Origin of the sequence: Thalassospira lucentensis, assembly GCF_011806425.1 — a bacterium.
Lineage (GTDB): Bacteria > Pseudomonadota > Alphaproteobacteria > Rhodospirillales > Thalassospiraceae > Thalassospira > Thalassospira lucentensis_B.
The window spans coordinates 207,280-227,963 of record NZ_JAATOV010000004.1 but is presented as its reverse complement, the minus strand read 5'-3'; the positions used below and the strand labels follow the sequence as shown (position 1 = coordinate 227,963).

General features: G+C 52.9%; 14 protein-coding genes and 1 other RNA gene. 10 read left to right on the top strand and 5 right to left on the bottom strand.

Annotated elements, in window-relative coordinates; translation table 11 throughout:
• The first annotated feature begins 19 nt into the window (after positions 1-19).
• Both HCZ99_RS14535 and HCZ99_RS14530 read left to right on the top strand, forming a co-directional pair.
• The gene (locus tag HCZ99_RS14535; RefSeq protein WP_167447728.1) at positions 20-568 is read left to right on the top strand and encodes a cysteine hydrolase family protein; all 549 of its coding nucleotides are present in this window, start codon (positions 20-22) and stop codon (positions 566-568) included.
• Between the two features lie 81 nt (positions 569-649).
• Positions 650-1,270 (top strand): pyridoxamine 5'-phosphate oxidase family protein, encoded by a 621-nt coding sequence (locus HCZ99_RS14530; RefSeq protein WP_167447727.1) that lies wholly within the window; start codon positions 650-652, stop codon positions 1,268-1,270.
• 58 nt (positions 1,271-1,328) lie between these two features.
• Here the strand turns inward: HCZ99_RS14530 and rnpB are convergent.
• From rnpB to HCZ99_RS14505, 5 genes are all read right to left on the bottom strand, one after another.
• An RNA gene (gene rnpB / locus HCZ99_RS14525) (RNase P RNA component class A) lies at positions 1,329-1,724 on the bottom strand.
• A gap of 123 nt (positions 1,725-1,847) precedes the next feature.
• On the bottom strand, positions 1,848-2,546 hold the full coding sequence (locus tag HCZ99_RS14520; RefSeq protein ID WP_167447726.1) for an N-acetylmuramoyl-L-alanine amidase: 699 nt from the start codon (positions 2,544-2,546) through the stop codon (positions 1,848-1,850).
• Between the two features lie 21 nt (positions 2,547-2,567).
• Positions 2,568-3,440 (bottom strand): DMT family transporter, encoded by an 873-nt coding sequence (locus HCZ99_RS14515; protein ID WP_167447725.1) that lies wholly within the window; start codon positions 3,438-3,440, stop codon positions 2,568-2,570.
• A 225-nt stretch (positions 3,441-3,665) separates the two neighbouring features.
• Complete coding sequence (locus tag HCZ99_RS14510) at positions 3,666-5,498, bottom strand: ATP-binding cassette domain-containing protein (RefSeq protein WP_167447724.1); 1,833 nt, start codon at positions 5,496-5,498, stop codon at positions 3,666-3,668.
• 126 nt (positions 5,499-5,624) lie between these two features.
• The gene (locus HCZ99_RS14505) at positions 5,625-6,404 is read right to left on the bottom strand and encodes a TerB family tellurite resistance protein (protein WP_167447723.1); all 780 of its coding nucleotides are present in this window, start codon (positions 6,402-6,404) and stop codon (positions 5,625-5,627) included.
• Positions 6,405-6,678: 274 nt separating this feature from the next.
• Here HCZ99_RS14505 and HCZ99_RS14500 point away from each other — a divergent pair, with 274 nt between their 5' ends.
• From HCZ99_RS14500 to HCZ99_RS14465, 8 genes are all read left to right on the top strand, one after another.
• The gene (locus tag HCZ99_RS14500) at positions 6,679-8,673 is read left to right on the top strand and encodes a methyl-accepting chemotaxis protein (protein WP_167447722.1); all 1,995 of its coding nucleotides are present in this window, start codon (positions 6,679-6,681) and stop codon (positions 8,671-8,673) included.
• Positions 8,674-8,983: 310 nt separating this feature from the next.
• Complete coding sequence (locus HCZ99_RS14495; RefSeq protein ID WP_167447721.1) at positions 8,984-10,948, top strand: methyl-accepting chemotaxis protein; 1,965 nt, start codon at positions 8,984-8,986, stop codon at positions 10,946-10,948.
• A 135-nt stretch (positions 10,949-11,083) separates the two neighbouring features.
• Positions 11,084-11,593, top strand: a complete 510-nt coding sequence (locus tag HCZ99_RS14490; protein ID WP_167447720.1) for a winged helix DNA-binding protein — start codon at positions 11,084-11,086, stop codon at positions 11,591-11,593.
• Between the two features lie 446 nt (positions 11,594-12,039).
• A complete protein-coding gene (locus HCZ99_RS14485) occupies positions 12,040-13,014 on the top strand; it encodes a TRAP transporter substrate-binding protein (RefSeq protein WP_167447719.1) in 975 nt (324 codons plus the stop codon).
• A gap of 143 nt (positions 13,015-13,157) precedes the next feature.
• On the top strand, positions 13,158-13,670 hold the full coding sequence (locus tag HCZ99_RS14480) for a TRAP transporter small permease (RefSeq protein ID WP_167447718.1): 513 nt from the start codon (positions 13,158-13,160) through the stop codon (positions 13,668-13,670).
• Between the two features lie 9 nt (positions 13,671-13,679).
• A complete protein-coding gene (locus HCZ99_RS14475) occupies positions 13,680-14,981 on the top strand; it encodes a TRAP transporter large permease (protein WP_167447717.1) in 1,302 nt (433 codons plus the stop codon).
• A gap of 68 nt (positions 14,982-15,049) precedes the next feature.
• Entirely contained in the window at positions 15,050-18,691 is a 3,642-nt protein-coding gene (locus tag HCZ99_RS14470; RefSeq protein ID WP_167447716.1) for a hydantoinase B/oxoprolinase family protein, read from the top strand.
• Between the two features lie 295 nt (positions 18,692-18,986).
• A complete protein-coding gene (locus HCZ99_RS14465) occupies positions 18,987-20,663 on the top strand; it encodes an FMN-binding glutamate synthase family protein (protein WP_167447715.1) in 1,677 nt (558 codons plus the stop codon).
• Positions 20,664-20,684: the final 21 nt, after the last annotated feature.

Sequence of the window (20,684 nt, the reverse complement as noted above, 5' to 3'; positions counted from 1 at the left end):
AAGTGCCGGAGTTACTTTGATGTCCAAAACCGCCCTGATCTTGATCGATTGGCAAAAAGGGTTTGATGACCTTGCTTATTGGGGGAACCGCAATAACCCCGCGGCTGAGGAAAATGGCGCAGCACTATTGGCCCATTGGCGGGCGAATGGCTGGCCGGTGATCCATGTGTGCCATAACAGCACAGCGCCGCAATCGCGCCTGCATCCGGATCAGCCAGGGCATGCCTTTATGGAATTCGCCATGCCCCAAGGGGATGAGCCGGTTTGCGGAAAATCGGTGAATTCCGCCTTTATCGGAACGACACTTGAGGCCGAGCTACGTGCGCGTGGCATCAATAAGATCGTGGTGTGTGGGATTTCGACCGATCATTGCGTGAATACCACGACGCGTATGGGGGCGAACCTTGGCTTTGACGTCACCATCGCCGCCGATGCCTGTTTTACCTTTGATCGCGCTTTGCCCGATGGTCGGGCGTTTGCTGCCGATCTGGTGCATGATGTCGCGCTGGCCAGTCTGAATGACGAGTTTGCGAGCGTTAAATCGGTTGCGCAGATCGTTCATGGTTGATCCGCAATTGACATGCGTTTGCAACTGACGCAATTTCGCCACCGGATTTAATTAACGCGATTTCAGCAACAGGTGTGCCCCATGACCAAGATTGACAGCCAAGAAAAGCTCCGTGATATCTATGGCGCACCGATGGAAATTGCCGTTTCCAAGTGCTTGCCGGCCCTTGATCAACACTGCAAGCATTTCATCGAACTGGCACCTTTTGCGGTAATTTCATCGGCTGACGCAAATGGTGACGCAGATGTCAGCCCGCGGGGCGATGGACCGGGCTTTATCAAAGTTCTGGATGATAGAACCATCTTGATGCCGGATCGTCCGGGGAATAACCGCGTGGATACGCTGACCAACATTATCGACAATCCAAAGGTTGGCATGTTGTTTTTCGTGCCGGGCGTGAACGAGACTTTGCGCATTAATGGCCGGGCTGAAATTCACACCGATCCTGAATTGCTGGATTTATTCGCCGATACACCAAAGCCGCCAATCACCGTGGTCAAGGTGACGATTGATGAGGCGTTCCTGCATTGTGCAAAATCACTGATGCGGTCCAAATTATGGGACGTTAATACCCAGATTGACCGCAAGACGCTGCCGACCCTTGGTAAAATGATCAAGGATCAGGTTGCGGGCGATTTTGAGGTCGGCACACAAGAACAAACCGATCAATATTTCGCCGCCTCCATTGCCGAGCGCGGATAACCTTTTCAAGGCGATGACATCACGTCATCGCCTTTGTCATATCTTTGGGCAAAGAAATAAAACCAGATGGCCTGTAAGCCGGGTTCTGTCCATGCGGCAAGCCGCACTGTATGGCCATTCATCTGGGACGTCCGTCGCCGAACGCCTCCTGCAACCAACCCGAATGGTGGTGCGAAAACCCACCTGCCGACAATGCCGAAGCATCCGGCCGACCATTCCTATTAGGTTTTGCTCCCGGTGGGGTTTACCATGCGTCCCGCATTACTGAAGGACCGGTGCGCTCTTACCGCACCCTTTCACCCTTGCCGAATGGCTTGCGCGATTCGGTGGTTTCCTTTCTGTGGCACTTTCCCTAGGGTCGCCCCCGCCAGACGTTATCTGGCACCGTGTTTCCGTGGAGCCCGGACTTTCCTCCCCAACTGCAAGCAGTCAGGGCGACCATCCAGCCATCTGGTTGCGGTGATTTAGGTTACGTGGACGCGTTCGTCAAGGAAAAGCACTGCGGGTGCGGTGCTGTATGATGGACGCGATGCACACTGTGGACCTTGCATTATGCATGTGTTCCGAAATACGCGTTCTAGGGCTTGCTGGCATCGGCAAGGGCCTTGGCAATCAAAAGACATTCATCGTCAATAACGCCTGAAATATCGCGCGGTCGCCAATGACGCTGAAACGCGATGCACCGTTTGATCGCATCGTTTTCGCCATAGCCGATATTGTCGAGCAAATGGTCAAATTTTTCGCCTGGTCGGAGGGCTTTTGGATCAATATCGGGCCAGAGGCCGATGCCGTGCTTAGCAAGTTCTTGCCAAGGGAAAAGCTCGCCCGGGTCTTCCTTGCGATCTGGCGCCATATCAGAATGGGCAATGACGCGGCTGGCGGGAATGGTATGACGGCCAAGGATATCCTGACAGAGTTCTATGACCGATTGGATCTGAATATCTGGGAAGGGGCGGTAACCAAATTCATGACCAGGATTGACGATTTCAATCCCGATGGAATTTGAATTCACATCCACGCATTTTTGCCATGCGCCGCGTCCGGCATGCCATGCGCGCTTTTCTTCATCCACCAGCCGGAAAATCCGTCCGTCTTCTTCGATCAAATAGTGACTTGAAACCGATGATGCCGGGTCGCACAGGCGATCGATTGCTTCTTGGCCGCTTTGCATGCCAGTGTAATGCAAAACAAGAATATTGATTTGGCTATCTGTTGGGCGGTCACCAAAATTGGGCGATGGATGGTCGATGATGTTTAGGTGCGTGTTGGCTGCCATCGTCAAATCGTTCCTTGTGGATCAATCCATACCCTGCGTTTTACGCTGTACCGGTTTACGCAGCATAATGACGCCCACCCCACACAAAACAACCGCCCCACCAATGATTTTAAGCAGCGAGAACGATTCGTTAAAGACGATAAACGATCCGATAACGCTAATCACCGGGGCTAGCAACGACCATGGCACAACGGCATTCACATCCTGCGTTTTCAGCAAGTGATACCAGAAACCGTAGGCCACAATGGATGACATCACGACGGTAAAACTAAGGTTCGCCCACGCCATCCAACTGGCATTCATCACGGCCTGAAACGCATGTGGTTCGGCGATCATCGAGAAAATGAACAATTGCGGGGCTGCCATCAAGGCCATCCAACCATTGAGTTGGAAGGTGTCAATATCGCCCAGTTTCTTGATCATCACGTTGGCAACGGCCCACATAAATGCTGCCAATACCACCAACAACAGCGGCAATTGGATGTCCGTCATCGTCGGGTCCCAGAACATGATGGTGACGCCGATAAAGGCCAATGCCATGCCCGAAAGCCGCTTCCAGCCAAGCCTATCATTAAAGAAATAGGTTGCCAGCATCGATGAAAACGGCACACCCAGCAAAACGATAATCGCAACCGGGCCCGCATCAATCATCGACAGCGCAAAGAACAGCACCCCAAAATGGAACGTGCCAAACACGACCGAAATTACGGCAAGTTTGCCCATCCGCCCGCGCGGCATCCGGGCAAACGGCACCAACAGGACAGCAACCGCCGCAAAACGAATAGCGGTTAACATGAATGGCGGGATTTCCCCAACCGCCCCTTTGACGGTCAGCATGTTAATCCCCCAGATCACCGCCACGGCAAGGGCCATAAGTGTCGCTTTTAAGGGCATGATGCAGGCTTTCAGAAGCAGCTGGCACGATGCATCACAGTGCAATACGCGATTGCCAACAGATTGATCCTATCCCGCGGCCCATCTTGGTGCGGGTGTTTGTCATTTGATCCATTGTTTGGGACCAAATGACAAATGAGATGTTTTCAACATTAAGCTAAAGTGTGACTCATCGCGCAGCACGGGTAAAGCGCCGGTCTGGCCGTTAGCTAACGCGCGGGTAGGTCACGAAAGACCAAGTTCCTCGCGCATTTCTTCAAGCTCAAGCCAGCGTTCTTCGCAGGATTCAAGTTCACCACGTGCGGCGGTAAGCCGGTCTACCTTCTTCTGGAAGCTGTCTGGGTCCTTGGTAAACAAGGTGCCATCCGAAAGGGCATCCTCAAGGTCCGCTATTTCAGCTTCAAGCTTTGCCATCTTTTCCGGAAGCCCGTCATATTCGCGCTGATCCTTATAGCTAAGCTTGGCAGTGCCTTTGGTCTTTGCCGGGGCGGTGGCAGATGTGAACGCCTTTTTGCTGGTTTTGCCAGCGGGGCGGTCTTCTGTCGGGGCTTGTTCAGATTTTGAAAGTTTACGCTGGGCAATGTAATCGGAATAGCCGCCCGCATACTCAACTGCGGTGCCGTCACCTTCCATCACGATGGACGATGTCACAACCCGATCGAGGAAGTCACGATCGTGGCTGACCAGCAGCAAGGTGCCTTCGTATTCATCCAGCATTTCCTGAAGCAGGTCGAGCGTATCCATATCCAGATCGTTGGTCGGCTCATCCATGATCAGAAGGTTGGTTGGCTTTGCCAATTGTTTGGCCAAAAGCAAACGGTTGCGTTCCCCGCCTGAAAGCGCACCAACCGGGCTGCGTGCCTGTTTTTCATCAAACAGGAAGTCGCGCAGGTAGCTGACAACATGGCGCGGGTTGCCGCGCACCATTACCTGATCACCGCCAACGTCGCACAACGTATCCCAAAGGGTTTTGTTGTCATCAAGCGCGATGCGTTTCTGGTCAAAGTAGGATGCGTTTAAGTTCGTGCCGATTTTGATCGTGCCGCTATCAGGTTCAATCTGCCCGGTCAGCATTTTCAGCAAGGTGGTTTTACCCGCACCATTCGGGCCAATAATGCCAACTTTATCGCCGCGCAAAATACGGGTCGAGAAATCAGAAATGATGTCACGGTCGCCAAATGATTTGGCGATATCGGTCGCCTCGATCACGACTTTGCCCGACGTGCCGCCGGTATCAGCCGCAAGTGACACATTGCCAATACGATCAACTTGTTTGGAACGCTGTTCGCGCATGTCATACAGACGGCGTAAGCGGCCCTGATTACGTTTACGGCGGGCGGAAATACCCTGAACCGACCAAACGGTTTCCTTGGCGATCAGCTTATCAAGCTTGGCGCGTTCTTCGGATTCCTTGCGATAGATTTCCTCAGACCACTCTTCGAACTTGGAAAAGTTAATCGCGCCTTGATGCATCACACCACGGTCAAGCCACAGGACACCATTGGACACAGCATTCAGGAATGCACGGTCGTGCGAAATCACCACGACAGCGCCGCGGAAGTTTTTGATTTCCCCTTCAAGCCACTGAATGGTTGGAAGATCAAGGTGGTTGGTCGGCTCATCAAGCAGCAAAACTTGTGGGTCGGCAATCAACGCCCGGGCAATTGCCGCACGGCGGCCTTCGCCACCCGAAAGTTGCTTGGGATCGGCTTTGGGATCGATATTGACGGACGCCAGCAGCATGTCCGAGCGATAAGAATATTCTTCTTCATGCGCATCAAGGGCGGACAGGACAAAATCCTCGACCGTGTCATAGCCGTCAAATTTCGGTTCCTGATTAAGATAGGCCACCTTGCAACCAGGCTGAACAAACCGTTCGCCGCCATCGGCTTCGATTTCGCCCGCGATGATTTTAAGCAGGGTGGATTTACCACCCCCATTGCGCCCGACAAGGCAAAGACGGTCTCGTTCGCCGATGGCAAATGAGACATCAGAAAACAGATCATTCCCGCCAAAGGTCAGGTGAATGTCATTAATATTAATCAGCGGTGGCGCCATGGAAAAACCGATAAGCTTGGGGTCAAAAATAAGTTCAGCAACATTGGCCCCCTGCAAACAGCATATATCGCGCTGTTGCAAGGGAAATCATCTGTGGCCTGGGAATATGCCGGGCGGTTGTACGTCCTAACGAATGCCGCGTTCTTTGGAAATTTGGTCCCACGCGGCATTGATGCGGGCCATTTTATCGTTTGCTTGCGCGATAAATTCGGGCGGCATGCCCTTTGCCATCAACGCATCGGGATGATTTTCGCGCGACAATTTGCGATGTGCTGCTTTTAATTCTTCGTCACTTGCATCCCGGGTCAGGCCCAGTTGTTGATAGGGATCTGGCCCGTTTGATGATGTATGTGCCTGATGAACGCGATCAAAATCCATATCGGCGAAACCGAAAATATGGGCGACCTTTTTAAGGTAATCCTTTTCGGCGGGGTGGAGTTCCCCATCGGCCATGGCAATCTGATAAAGCGCTTCTAGGATGCCTTCCAGCAGGGCGCGTTCGCCCCGAAACATCATGGCGATTTGCTCCGCATAGGGTTCAAACCCGTCTGGCGATGCTTTTGCCATGTCAAAGACGCGTCCGACATTTTTAACTTCGCTTGGCGGGATGTGAAATACACGCTTAAAGGCGTCAATTTCGTCGCGGCTAACGTGTCCGTCGACTTTCGCCATTTTGGCCGCAAGGATCACAACACCGGTTGCAAACGCGATTTGTCGGGGATCTTGGGCACCAGTGAAGTTTGTCTGGTCGCTATAATACGTGCCAGATCCACCAAGGCGCGGATCGGATGCGATGACCTTAATCTTGTCGACGACATGCCCGGCAGCGGCACCAAGGATCGCGCCAAGCGGACCGCCCAAAGCGAAACCAGCCGTTCCGCCAATAATTTTACCCCAGATGCTCATGGGTGTTTTTACGTCCTGTTGTTTCTGCGGCCTGAATGAACAGGCGATTTGGAGGGTAGCTAAAAACCACCCGTTGCAATCACCACAACATAGTTTGCTACGCGCAGAAAGAAATAGCCGGCAATCGGTTTTTCGACCATTGGGTGATGGGGAATTCGATTAACATATACTTTGGTGTTGATTGATCTACCAAGGGTAGGGTGTTTCTAATGAAGGCATGATCAAGAAATTACAATGAATAATCATAAAACAGCGATCAAAGTCGGGGTGGAACATGTCTTTACTGTCACGTATGAAGCTGGTTTACCAAATATCATTGCTTAGCGTTGTGGCGCTGGTGATATTTGCCATCGTCGGAGCCACGCAATTCTTTGCCGATCAGCAACGCCAAGCCGCGCAGGAAATTGCAAAGTTTGCCTTTGCCGATCAGTTGATTGTGGGGGAAATATCCCGTGCATTCCTTAATACCCGGCGTCATGAAAAGGATTTTGTCCTGCGTCACGACTTGCAATATGTCGAAGCACATGCGCAAACAGTCGCCAATGTGCGCGCCGGCATGGATGCCTTGGCTAAGAAAGAAGAAATCGCCAACCTTTTACCCGAAATAGACACCGCCCGCGCAGCGTTTGAGCAATATGTCGACGAGTTTGCCAATGTTGTCATGCTGCAGCGACAGATTGGCTTGGATGGCACGAGCGGCTTACTGGGTGAAATGCGCAATGCCGCGTCCGAGGTTGAAGGGGCCTTAGCCGAAGTTGCAAAGTTCGAAGCAATGCTGGGGCTGAGTGACAGTAAAGACTTGGCGATCGAACTGTTGCAGATGCGCGCCAATGAAAAAGACTTTTTGGCAAATATGGACCCGGTGCATATCCAAAATGTCGAAGCCCTTGCCAAACAGTTTGAAGCGTCCCTTAAAAAAGCAGGCAGCATTCAGGACGACAAAAAAGCCCAGCTTGCAAAGCTGATGACGTCCTATGTCGCCAATTTCAAGGCGCTTGCCGCTGCGACGTTGGCCCGCGAAGAGGCCCTTGGTCGTCTTGGAAGTTACTATGCCGCGGTGGAGCCGGTTCTAGAAAACCTTCGTACTGAAATCGGTGCGGTCGCAGCGAACATGCAATTGCAGTCCGAGGAAATTGCCCAAACTGGTGTTGTCGTTACCTTGGGCATCTTCATTGCCGGAACGCTGATTTTGATTGTTATGTCAGTTATTTTGGCACGTGCAATTGTCAGTGCGATTGCCGGACTAACATCAAAAATGACCCGTCTTGCAAATGGCCAATTTGATGTGACCCTTAATGAAGCCGACCGCAAAGACGAAATCGGTGAAATGGGACGGGCGGTTGTTGTGTTTCGCGAAAACGGCCTGGAGCGGCAAAAGCTTGAGGCACGGCAACAAGAAGTCGACGAACAGCAACGCCAGCGTATGGAAACACAGGAAGAAAACATTCGCGAATTTGATCGCGATGTCGTCGCCATGATGAGCGAGGTGGGGGCGGCCGTTAAACAGCTTCATTCCGTGTCCGAAGCCCTGCGGCGCAGTGCGACAACAGCCGACGAGCAATCAACCACCGTGTCGGCCGGCACCGAAGAAGCATCTTCGAATGTCGAACTTGTTGCGACGGCGGCAACCGAACTTTCCGCGTCTATTCATGAAATTGCCGGACGGGTCAGTGACACATCCCAAATGGCCATTTCGGCCAGTGCGCGGGCACAAACAACTAACGAAGATATTCAGGGATTGAATGCGGCGGCGGTAAGGATTGGCGAAGTTATCGGCATGATCAACGACATTGCCGGGCAGACCAATCTGTTGGCGCTGAATGCCACGATCGAAGCGGCACGTGCCGGCGAGGCGGGCAAGGGATTTGCAGTTGTCGCAAGTGAGGTCAAAAATCTTGCCAATCAGACGGCAAAGGCGACCGAGGATATCACAAGCCAAATCGGCGATATCCAGCGTGCGACAGAGTCTGCCGTTGGGGCGATTGATGAAATCGTTCGAATGATTTCCGATATCAGCGAACGCACCGCCTCTGTTGCCGCCGCGGTTGAGCAGCAAACCGTCGCCACCAGCGAGATATCGCAAAATGTCGAACAAGCGGCATCTGCCACCCGCGAAATTTCCTCAGCCATGCAGGGCGTCTCATCTTCCGTTGCGGACACCAAAGGGGCGGCACAAGATGTGCGCGGCTCTGCGGATAATCTTGGTAAGCAAAGCGATGGGCTGACGACCCGTATTGATGCGTTTCTCGAACGGATGCGCGCAAGTTAAGCTCAGCTCAGACGAAACGTGTTACGGCAGATAAGTTTGAAAAAGCCCGCTTTGGTGCGGGCTTTTTCTTTGCCGATAGGTTTGCAACCACTCTGACCGCAATAACGGTATTTCAACAACCACCACATGCTAAAATGTAATTTAATAACCGCATTGGTTGATTTTAAGGCGATAAATTTCAAAAAATATAAGATTTTTCGCGTAATTTGCTGTGATCGTCCTCATATGCCCCTTTGAGCGTCTTTGTGCAGCGCAGGCGAAATGTTTGTGCGGCGCGATATGTACTCATTTAATACTCCTGGGGGCAGGCATGAAATTTCTATCTCGTATGCGATTGATCTATCAGATCTCGCTGATTGGCTTGGCGGCATTGACGATCTTCGTCGTGGTGGCTGGGGTTCTTTTTGTTGCGGATGCCCAGCGACAATCTGCGGAAGAAGCAGCTGAAAGTGCGCTTCAGGATCGACTGTTGGTCGATAGTATTGCCAAAGAATTTCTGAATGCCCGACGACGCGAGAAGGATTTCCTTCTGCGTCTTGAGGAACAATTCGCAGAAGATCACGCCGAAACGGTTGAAGATGTCCGAAGCGGCCTGCAAAAGCTTGCAGATGCGCCGACAATGGCGCAGTTCGATGCTGAAATTGACGCCATTATGAATTCGTTTGGCGCTTACGCTGACAAGTTTGTCGCGATCGCCAACCTTCAACGTGAAATCGGGCTGAGCGAAAAAGACGGTCTTCTCGGCAGCCTTCGCGCATCGGTGCACAATGTCGAAGAAGAACTTTCAAAATTCAATGCAGATAAACTGACCATCATCATGTTGATGATGCGTCGCCACGAGAAAGACTTTCTTGCGCGCATTGATCCAAAATACGTTGACCGTATCGATGCGAGGTTGGCGGAATTTGGGCCGCAATTGGCAGTAACTCCGCAAATTCCGTCCGCTGAAAAGCAAAAAATCACAGAACTCATGAACGCATATGTCCGTGATTTTAAGGCATTGGCCGAGAGAATTCTGCTTAAGCAGCAGGAGCTCGTTTTGCTGAGCGACTATTACGCTGCTGCTGAGCCGGTTCTTGATCAGTTGGGGGATGAGATCACCGCGATTGAACAGACGTCTAAGGCCCAGGCAGCAGAAATTGCCAAGCGCAGTTTGATGATTACGGTCATTATGTTTGTTGTTGGGGCCATTGCGCTTATTGCGATGTCATGGATTTTGGCACGAACCATTTCAGGGGCGATTGCGGGCCTTACCAACAAGATGGGTCGGCTTGCGGAAAACGACTTCGATGTTGATATCAACGAGGTTGAGCGATCCGACGAGATTGGTACCATGGGGCGCGCGGTTTTGATTTTCCGTGAAAACGGGATTGAACGCCAAAAACTTGAAGCCATTCAAAAGGCCGAGGACGAAAAACGTCGCGTCCGTCTTGAAACCCAAGAACGCTATATCCGCGAATTTGATACCGCTGTGGTGTCGGTTATGGCCGAGGTCGGTACCGCAGTTCAACAGCTGCATTCCGCGTCGAATGTTCTGCGTTCAAGTGCCGAAACCGCCTCAAACCAATCGATGGTCGTATCGGCTGGTACCGAAGAAGCATCGTCAAACGTACAGTTGGTCGCAACAGCGGCCACAGAACTGTCTGCGTCCATTAACGAGATTTCCAGTCAGGTGACAGAAACCTCCAGTATGGCGCAATCGGCGACTGAGCGGGCGCGGAATACAAACGAAAACATTCAGGGTCTTAACGATGCGGCGCTTAAAATCGGCGAGGTCATCGGCCTGATTAGTGACATCGCTGGCCAGACCAACCTTCTGGCCCTTAATGCCACGATTGAAGCCGCAAGGGCCGGTGACGCGGGCAAGGGCTTTGCCGTTGTGGCAAGCGAAGTTAAAAATCTTGCCAATCAAACCGGCAAGGCCACCGAAGACATCACCAATCAGATCAATGGTATTCAGCAGGCAACAGGATTGGCTGTTGAGGCAATTGATGAAATTGTCCGGATGATTTCGGATATCAGTGAACGTGCTGCGGCGGTTGCTGCGGCCGTCGAAGAGCAAACTGTTGCGACGTCCGAAATTTCGCAAAACGTTGAACAGGCTGCCGCCGGGACAGAGGAAATTTCCGCTGCGATGCAGGGGGTTTCTGGCGCCGTTGCGGATACCAATGTCGCTGCAAACGATGTGCATGGATCGGCGACCAATCTGGGCACGCAAAGCGAAAGCCTACAAGGACAGATTTCCGGTTTCCTGGAGCGCATGCGATCACTTTGACGATGAATTGTCGATAACAAATGGCGGCTGGGCTTTACCTTGCCGCCATTTTCACGATAAAATGGCGACAATCTCACGAGGTATAAGTGTCAAATCACCCGCGTATAACCGCGAGAGTGAAACAGGGAACGTCGCATGACTGATAAACCACGTATTGTTTCGTCGTCGCATCTGGTGTCAGAGCGCGCAGCAGAATTGTCCGAGCTTGAGTTCGCCTTGATATTGTCAGGCAATGCTTTTGATCGTTGGATGGTTCGCTGCATGCGCGCGGCCGGTATGCCAGATTTGTCGGTTCTGGATATTCTGGTGCTGCATAATGTCAATTCGCGCGAACGCGAAAAAAGCCTGTCGGAAGTTTGTTTCGTCTTAAATGTCGAAGACAGCCATTTGGTCAATTACGCATTAAAGAAACTGCGGAAGCTGGGCCTTGTCGACGGCAACAAACGTGGCAAGGAAGTGCATTACGGTACCACGCAGGAAGGCCGCGACATGTGCGAGAAATATCGTGAAGTGCGCGAAGCATGCTTGGTCGAAACTTTCCAGCGCCTTGGTGTGAACAGTCAGGAAGTCGGCGATGTTGCCAAAACATTGCGCGCGATTTCCGGCGTTTATGACCAAGCATCGCGCGCCGCAAGCGCAATGTAATTCGTTTGCGCCGTTGGTTTTGCAACGTGTCCATTCGCGCGTTGCGGATGCGCCAGCGTCATACGCAGATATAAAGACTAGTTTTTCAGGCGGCGGGTACATGCCCGCCGTCTTTTTTGTGGTCGCCTGTATTTGATTGGGTGCCTTGTCCTGAAGTCGGCGGATGAGAGGCTGTCGACCTCATCCCTGACTTGCGATCCCTAATTCTCTAAAGCAAACGTAATAACTGGGCAGCTTCGCGCAGAGAAAATCGTGTTGTCGTTCCCTGCTTAAAAAGGCGCAGTTCCGCCAATTTGTCGCACACCTTCCCGCTTTATGCATAGCTGTTATGAATCAACATTGACAATTTGTCAGTAAAATGTAATTAATCTGTTGGGAGGATGCTTCGGAGTCTCGGTACGCGCGACGCCGTATCGGCTCCCATCTCATACAGGGAGACTTGAATAATGCTTAAAAAGGCACTTTCGACTGTCGCAATGGCGGCAATCACCATGTCGGCTGGGGTGGCGTATGCTGCGGAAACATGGGATATGGCGACACCGTATCCGGATGCGACTTTCCATACCCAAAACATTATTGAATTTGCCAAGGACGTAAATGATGCGTCCGGTGGTGAACTGACCATCACCGTTCATTCGGGTGGTTCACTGTTTAAACATGCGGACATCAAACGCTCGGTTCAGCGCGGCTTGGTGCCGATTGGCGAAACGCTTATCTCGCTTTTGGCCAACGAAAACCCGATCTATACCGTTGATGCGATCCCGTTCTTGGCGACCTCTTATGACGATGCCAAAAAACTTTGGGAAGTTTCACGTTCGGGCATCGAAGCCGCCCTTGCCAAAGACGGCCTTAAAGTTCTGTACGCTGTACCGTGGCCAGCACAGGGTCTTTATACCGCAAATCCGGTTTCGACGGTGGAAGACCTTAAAGGTCTTAAATTCCGTGCCTATAACGCGACCACGTCCCAACTTGCCGATCTGACCGGCATGGTTGCGACACAGGTTGAAGTTCCAGAAATCCCGACCGCGTTCGCCACCGGCATTGTCGAGGCCATGATCACCTCGCCTTCGACCGGTGCGAACTCCAAGGCATGGGACTTTGTGTCGAACTTCTATGACGTTCAGGCATGGCTTCCGAAAAACATGGTGATTGTAAACGCCAAGTCGTTTGATCGCCTGCCTGAAGAAGCACAGAAAGCTGTCATGGACGCCGCCGCCAAAGCTGAGACGCGCGGTTGGGAAATGAGCATGGCAGAAGCCGAAGCCAAGAAGAAAATCCTGGCAGAAAACGGCATGAACGTTGCAGACCCCAGTGCCGAGCTGAAATCTGGTTTGTCCAAAGCTGGTGACACAATGGTTGCTGATTGGCTTGATCAAACCGGCGATGAAGGCAAAGCCATCATCGACGCCTTTAAGAACTAAGGTTCTGATCTTGATGGGGCCGGATAGAATGGATGCAGATGCGGTTTTCTGTCCGGTCCCAATACGCCCCATATCTGAAAGTTACTGTCCGTTTGGAAGTTTAAGCCACCATCGCGATAACCGCGGGCGGAAAGGGGACTGCTGTGCGTAGATTATTAGATTACCTTTTCAAGTTCAGTGGCGGCTTGGCAGCCTTTTTCTTGATTGCCATCGCACTTTTGATTTTGGCCCAGTCGTTGGGGCGCGTGGTGGGTGTCGCCGTGCATGACGCCAACGAACTGGCCGGTTTCTCGCTTGCAGCGGGAACGTTTTTGGCACTCGGCCCGGCCTTTCGCGCCGGGACCCATATTCGGGTGCAGATTGTCTTATCGCATTTCTATGGTACCGCACGGCGCATCTTGGAAACCGTGACCCTCTGTTTGGCAACATTCCTGGGTGGTTACTTTGCATGGTGGGTGGCGGTTCTGGCCGAAGAAAGCTTTTCTTACGGTGATACGTCGCCCGGAGTGTTGGCTTTCCCACTTTGGATCCCACAGGCCGCAATGGCCTTTGGTCTTGTCGTCTTCACCATCGCAATGATCGAAGCACTGGTTGATACCGTGTGTGGTCGTGAACCGGCGTTCGCTGGCGGTGAAGCCAACGAACTGAACGAGTAGGAAGCGGTCATGGATGTACTTCAAATTGGCCTGATCCTGATGGGGCTTTTGTTCCTGTTTTTGGGGGCAGGCCTATGGGTGGCGCTTTCGCTGTTTGCGATTGGTGTCTTTGCACTTGAATTCTTTACCGGCGCGCAAACTGGTCCGATCATCGCGACCACGGCGTGGTCAAGCTTGGCAACCTGGTCACTTGCACCGTTGCCGTTGTTTATCTGGATGGGTGAAATCCTATTTCGGTCGCGGCTTTCCGAGGACATGTTTACCGGACTTGCGCCGTGGCTCAATAAACTGCCGGGCCGGCTGCTGCATGTGAATGTGCTTGGCTGTGGCATCTTTGCTGCTGTTTCCGGGTCGTCTGCTGCAACGGCGGCAACCATTGGCCGGATGTCGATCCCGGAACTGCGTAAACAAGGATATGCGGACAAGCTGATCCTTGGCACCCTTGCGGGGTCTGGCACGTTGGGTCTTTTGATCCCGCCATCGATCATTTTGATTGTGTACGGGGTTTCGGCTGAGCTTTCGATTGCCCGTCTGTTCATTGCCGGTGTTTTACCCGGCGCGATGCTGATCATTTTGTTCATGAGCTTCGTTGGCATTTGGGCCACGATCAACAAGGATAAAATGCCGCCTGCCGCCCCTGATATGCCGTTTGGCGCAAAGCTTCGGGCATCGGGGCGTTTGATCCCGGTGATCGCATTGATTTCCGCTGTGATCGGTTCGATCTATGGCGGGGTTGCAACCCCGACCGAGGCGGCGGCATTTGGTGTGGTTGGCGCCCTGGTCCTTTCAGCAATCAGCGGATCCTTGACCCGCGAAAGCCTGATGGACGGGATTATGGGGGCCACGCGCACATCGTGCATGATCTGCTTTATCCTTGCCGGTGCGGCTGTTTTGACCGTGGCAATGGGCTTTACCGGTATTCCGCGTGAACTGGCAGCATGGATCGCGCAGATGGATCTGTCGCCCTATGCGCTGCTGGCGGCGCTGACCGTATTCTTCATCGTGCTTGGCTGTTTCCTTGACGGGATTTCGGTGGTGGTTTTGACCACATCGGTGATCCTGCCGATGGTGCAGGCCGCTGGGATCGACCTTTTGTGGTTTGGCATCTATGTGGTGCTGGTGGTCGAAATGTCGCAAATCACTCCGCCGGTCGGTTTCAATCTTTTCGTTTTGCAAGGGCTGACAGGCAAGAACCTGTTTGCCATTGCAGTGGCTGCTTTGCCGTTCTTTTTCCTTCTGTTGCTGGCCGTATTGCTGATTACCATTTTCCCGGAAATCGCAACTTGGCTACCGCAAAAAATGAATGGCTGACCGGTTTTGTAAATCTCTGATCTTTCGTTTCGAATTTTTTGACTACAGATGCCCAAGGAGTAAGCATCATGGCTTCTCACGCCCCAAATAGCCCCGCTTCACAAACAACAGGACAGCCAAAATGGCAGTTCTGGATTGACCGCGGCGGTACCTTTACCGATATCGTTGCGCGCAAACCCGATGGGTCGCTTGTGACGCATAAATTGCTGTCGGAAAATCCGGAACGCTACGCCGATGCCGCCATTCAAGGCATTCGTGAATTGCTTGATGTGCCCGCCGGTGAAGCCATTCCAGCCGATAAAATTGACGCGGTTAAAATGGGCACCACCGTTGCCACCAATGCGTTGCTTGAACGCAAAGGTGATCGCACCGCACTGGTCACCACCAAGGGCTTCCGCGATGCGCTGCGATTGGCCTATCAAAACCGCCCGCGTTTGTTTGATCGCAACATCAAACTGCCAGAAATGCTTTATGAAACCGTGATCGAGGCAGACGGTCGTTTTGACGCACATGGCGAAGAACTGACCCCGCTTGATCTCGAAAACCTGCGCAAAGATCTTCAGGCTGTTTTTGATGATGGTATTCGTGCCTGCGCGATCGTGTTCATGCATGGTTACCGCTATACCAAACATGAAAATGCCGCTGCCGAAGTTGCCCGTGAAATTGGCTTTACCCAGGTTTCCGTCAGTCATCAGGTCAGCCCGCTGATGAAGCTGGTGTCGCGTGGTGATACCACCGTGGTTGATGCTTATTTGTCACCGATCCTGCGTCGTTACGTCGATCAGGTTGCAGGCGAACTGGGCGGCGTGAAATTGATGTTCATGCAGTCTAATGGCGGCTTGACCGATGCCACCAAGTTCCAGGGCAAAGACGCTATTTTGTCTGGGCCGGCTGGCGGTGTTGTTGGCATGGTGCGTACGGCCGAAATGGATGGCTTTAAACAGGTCATTGGTTTTGATATGGGCGGCACATCGACCGACGTTTCGCACTATGACGGCGAATATGAGCGCGATTTCGAAACGCAGGTTGCCGGTGTGCGTATGCGCGCCCCGATGATGAAAATCCACACCGTTGCTGCCGGTGGTGGATCGATCTTGCACTTTGATGGTGCTCGTTTCCGTGTTGGTCCCGATAGTGCGGGCGCAAATCCTGGGCCAGCGGCCTATCGCCGCGGTGGTCCACTTGCGGTGACCGACATCAACGTGATGCTGGGCAAGGTCCAGCCGGACTTCTTCCCGCATGTATTTGGCCCCGAAGGCAATGAACCGCTGGACGGGGATGCTGTGCGCGCCGGGTTCGAAGCCATGGCCGCCAAGATCAAAGAAAGCACCGGTCAGGTCCGCACGCCTGAAGACGTTGCTGAGGGCTTCTTGCGGATTGCTGTGGAAAACATGGCCAACGCGATCAAGCAAATCTCGGTTCAGCGTGGCTATGACGTGTCGGATTATATCCTGCAATGCTTTGGCGGTGCTGGTGGTCAGCATGCCTGTCAGGTTGCTGACACGCTGGGCATGACCAAGGTGTTTGTCCATCCGTTCGCGGGCGTTTTGTCTGCTTATGGCATGGGGCTTGCCGATATTCGTGCCATGCGCGAACAAGCGGTCGAGGCCAAGCTTGAAACCGATGCCTTGGCTGGTCTGGACGAGCAGCTTGACGGTTTGGCGGTTGAGGCCCGTGGTGAATTGCACGAACAGGGCATTACCGATGACAAGATCAAAATGCTCAAAAAGCTGCATCTGCGCTATGATGGCACCGATACGCCGTTGATCGTTGATTTCGGCGATGTCGATGCCATCAAGGCCCAGTTCGAAGACCAGCACAAACAGCGTTATGGCTTTGTGATGGAAGAAAAACCGCTGGTGGTTGAAGCCGTCGCGGTTGAGGCGATTGGCGAAACCCAAAGCCTGCCCGATACCGAAGCTAAAACGACGACGGATGCGGTTAAGCCTGATGCCTTGGCAACCCGTGCGGTTGTTTTCGACGGTGCATCCGAAGATACCCCGTTTTACAAACGCGAAGACCTGAAACCGGGTGCAAAAGTCCGTGGTCCTGCCGTGATTATTGAGCCGGTCGGCACCACCGTGATTGATCCGGGCTGGGAGGCGATGGTCAATGAACGTGACCATTTGGTTTTGACCCGCGTTGTTGCAATGAAACGCTCAGAAGCCATCGGCACACAGGCCGATCCGGTGATGCTCGAAGTGTTCAACAATCTGTTCATGAACATTGCCGAACAGATGGGCGTGACCCTTGCCAACACCTCTTACTCGGTGAATATCAAGGAACGTTTGGACTTCTCCTGTGCACTGTTTGATCAGGAAGGTCTTTTGATTGCCAATGCACCGCACATGCCGGTCCATCTGGGATCAATGGGGGAATCAGTTCAGGCTGTCATTGAAAAGAACACCGGCAAAATGAAACCGGGCGATGTTTATATGCTCAATGATCCGTATAACGGCGGCACCCATTTGCCTGACATCACCCTGATCACACCGGTGTTTGGCGATGATGGAAAAGACATTCTGTTCTATGTCGCATCGCGTGGTCACCATGCCGATGTTGGGGGGATTACCCCGGGCTCCATGGCGCCAAACTCACGCATCCTCGAAGAAGAAGGCGTTTTGATCGACAACTTCAAACTGGTTGATCAGGGCAAGTTTGACGAAGCTGGTTTGACGGACTTGCTCGAAGGGGCGAAATACCCGGCACGTAACCCGTATCAAAACATTGCCGATCTGCGTGCACAGATCGCCGCCAATGAAAAGGGTGTGCAGGAACTGCGCAAAGTGGTCGATCACTTTGGCCTTGATGTGGTTCATGCCTATATGGGCCACGTGCAGGACAACGCCGAAGAAAGTGTTCGTCGTGTGATCGATAATCTTGAGGGTGGCGAGTTCTCCTATGAAATGGATAATGGCGCGGTCGTAAAGGCCAAGGTCACCATCCATAAGGAAACCCGTTCAGCAACGGTTGATTTCACCGGTACCTCTGATCAGCTTGATAATAACTTCAACGCACCTTCGGCGGTGACCCGTGCGGCGGTTCTTTACGTCTTCCGCACACTTGTCGACGATGACATTCCGTTGAATGCTGGCTGTCTGAAACCGGTCGATTTGATCGTGCCAGAAGGATCAATGCTTAATCCGGTTTATCCGGCGGCGGTTGTTGCCGGGAACGTTGAAACCTCCCAGCATGTTACCGATACGCTTTACGCGGCCCTTGGTGTGATGTCGGGTGCGCAAGGCACGATGAACAACTTCACGTGGGGGAATGATACGCACCAGTATTATGAAACCATCTGCGGTGGTTCGGGCGCAGGCCCCGGCTTTGACGGTACCAGTGGGGTTCACACCCATATGACCAACTCACGCCTGACCGATCCGGAAGTTCTTGAATGGCGCTTCCCGGTCATGCTCGAAAGCTTCGAAGTTCGTCAGGGTTCCGGCGGTAATGGCGAGTTCAAAGGCGGTAACGGCACAACGCGCCGTGTCCGGTTCCTTGAGGACATGACCGCATCAATCCTGTCAAACCACCGTCGCGTGCCTAATCAGGCCGTCGCAGGTGGCGAACCGGGCAAGTTGGGGCGCAACGCAATCGAACGTGTCGATGGCACGGTCGAGGAGCTTAAAGGCACCGATGGCGCGCAAATGCATCCGGGTGATGTCTTTATCATCGAAACCCCGGGTGGCGGTGGCTACGGCAAGGCATAACTTGCCGTGTCAGTGCCCTGCGCGCTGAAACCTAAATTATGATCTAAGACGTTTAAGCCGTCCCACCTCTATTTGGTGGGGCGGCTTTTTCTTGATGTTCGTCCTTTTGTTCCCAAATGGACATAAGGTGGGGAATTCTTCAAATATCAACGACATTGCCATTGAGGCGGTTGATCAAATCAAGGATGATCAAGCTTGCCGCCGACAGATGCGTTTTGCGCCATCGACCTGCCCAATTCAGGGGCTAGGTGAGATGCACGGTTTAATTGGCCTGATGAAGTAGGATGAGTTCACAGTGACGTTCTTAAGAGTAAACCAGCGATATCTTGTTTTTGTTGGCGTTTTCGTTTTGGCGCTGGCATCCGTGATCTGCGCTGTCGGCGTAAGTGGCTGGTTCTGGCTTCCTGCCGTTATCTTCGGGGCCTTGGCACTTGTGGGGCTGTATGACTTGCACCAGCACAAGCATTCCATCCTGCGCAACTATCCGATCAGTGCGCATATTCGGTTTATTCTGGAAAAATTCCGCCCGGAAATTCGCCAGTACCTGATTGAAAGTGATCAGGATCAAATTCCGTTTAGTCGCCAGTCCCGTGGCCTTGTCTATCAACGTGCTAAGGGCGCAGAAGACAAACGCCCATTTGGCACGATCGAAGACGTTTATAAGTCAGGCTATGCGTGGTTAACCCACTCCGTCGTACCGTCACAAATCACCGACAGCGATTTTCGTGTACGCATTGGTGGCCCCCATTGCAAACAGCCCTATCAGGCAAGCCTGTATAATATTTCCGCCATGAGCTTTGGCTCTTTGTCAGGCAACGCGATTTTGGCGCTAAATACCGGTGCACGCAAAGGCGGCTTTGCCCATGATACCGGCGAAGGCAGTATTTCGCGCTATCACCGCGAAGGCGGCGGGGACCTGATCTATCAGGTGGCATCTGGCTATTTCGGTTGTCGCAATGATGATGGCAGCTTTTCCGAGGAAAAATTCGCTAAAACCGCGTCCGAGCCACAGGTCAAAATGATCGAGCTCAAGCTCAGCCAAGGGGCAAAACCCGGTCACGGTGGCATGTTGCCCGCGGCCAAGATCACACAAGAAATTGCCGATGCACGTGGTATCCCCATGGGGATCGATTGCGTTTCACCCGCGGGGCATAGCACGTTTTCGACCCCGATTGGGCTGATGGAATTCATCGCTAAATTGCGCGACCTTTCAGGGGGGAAGCCGGTCGGTTTCAAACTGTGTATCGGCCACCGGCGCGAGTTTATGAGTATCCTCAAAGCGATGTTAAAAACGGGTATCACGCCTGATTTCATCGTTGTTGATGGTAAAGAAGGCGGTACAGGTGCCGCACCGGTCGAATTTACAAACCATGTTGGCATGCCAATGCATGAAGGCCTGACCTTTGTCCATAATGCGCTGCGCGGGGCCGGGCTTCGTGAACAGGTCAAAGTCGGGGCGGCGGGTAAAATTGTCTCGGCCTTTGATATTGCTCGGACTTTGGCGCTTGGTGCGGATTGGTGTAATGCCGCACGTGGCTTTATGTTTGCGCTTGGCTGCATTCAGGCTCAGTCGTGTCATACGAACTGTTGCCCGGTCGGGATCGCGACCCAGGACCCGATCCGTCAACGCGCCCTTGAACCGGGGAATAAAAGCGAACGCGTCGCACGCTTCCATCGCAATACCATGCATGCACTGGCTGAAATCACCGCGGCGGCGGGTCTGCATGATCCGCGCAACTTCATGCCTTATCACTTCATGGTCCGGCAAAAGGACAATGAATTCGTCGACGGTAACGAAGCCTATCCGTACCTGCCCGAAGGCTTCCTTGTCGCCGACACCGAGATCGAAGAACTCCATGATTGGCATTCGCGCTGGGGCCGTGCATCCCCTGAAACCTTCGCGCCAAAGGAAATCCCGTTTGGACCGTATAAGCGGGCAAAAGCAATCGCCGGCGAAAAGGCAGCGCAGTAGCAATTTTGCGCGAAGGCGTAA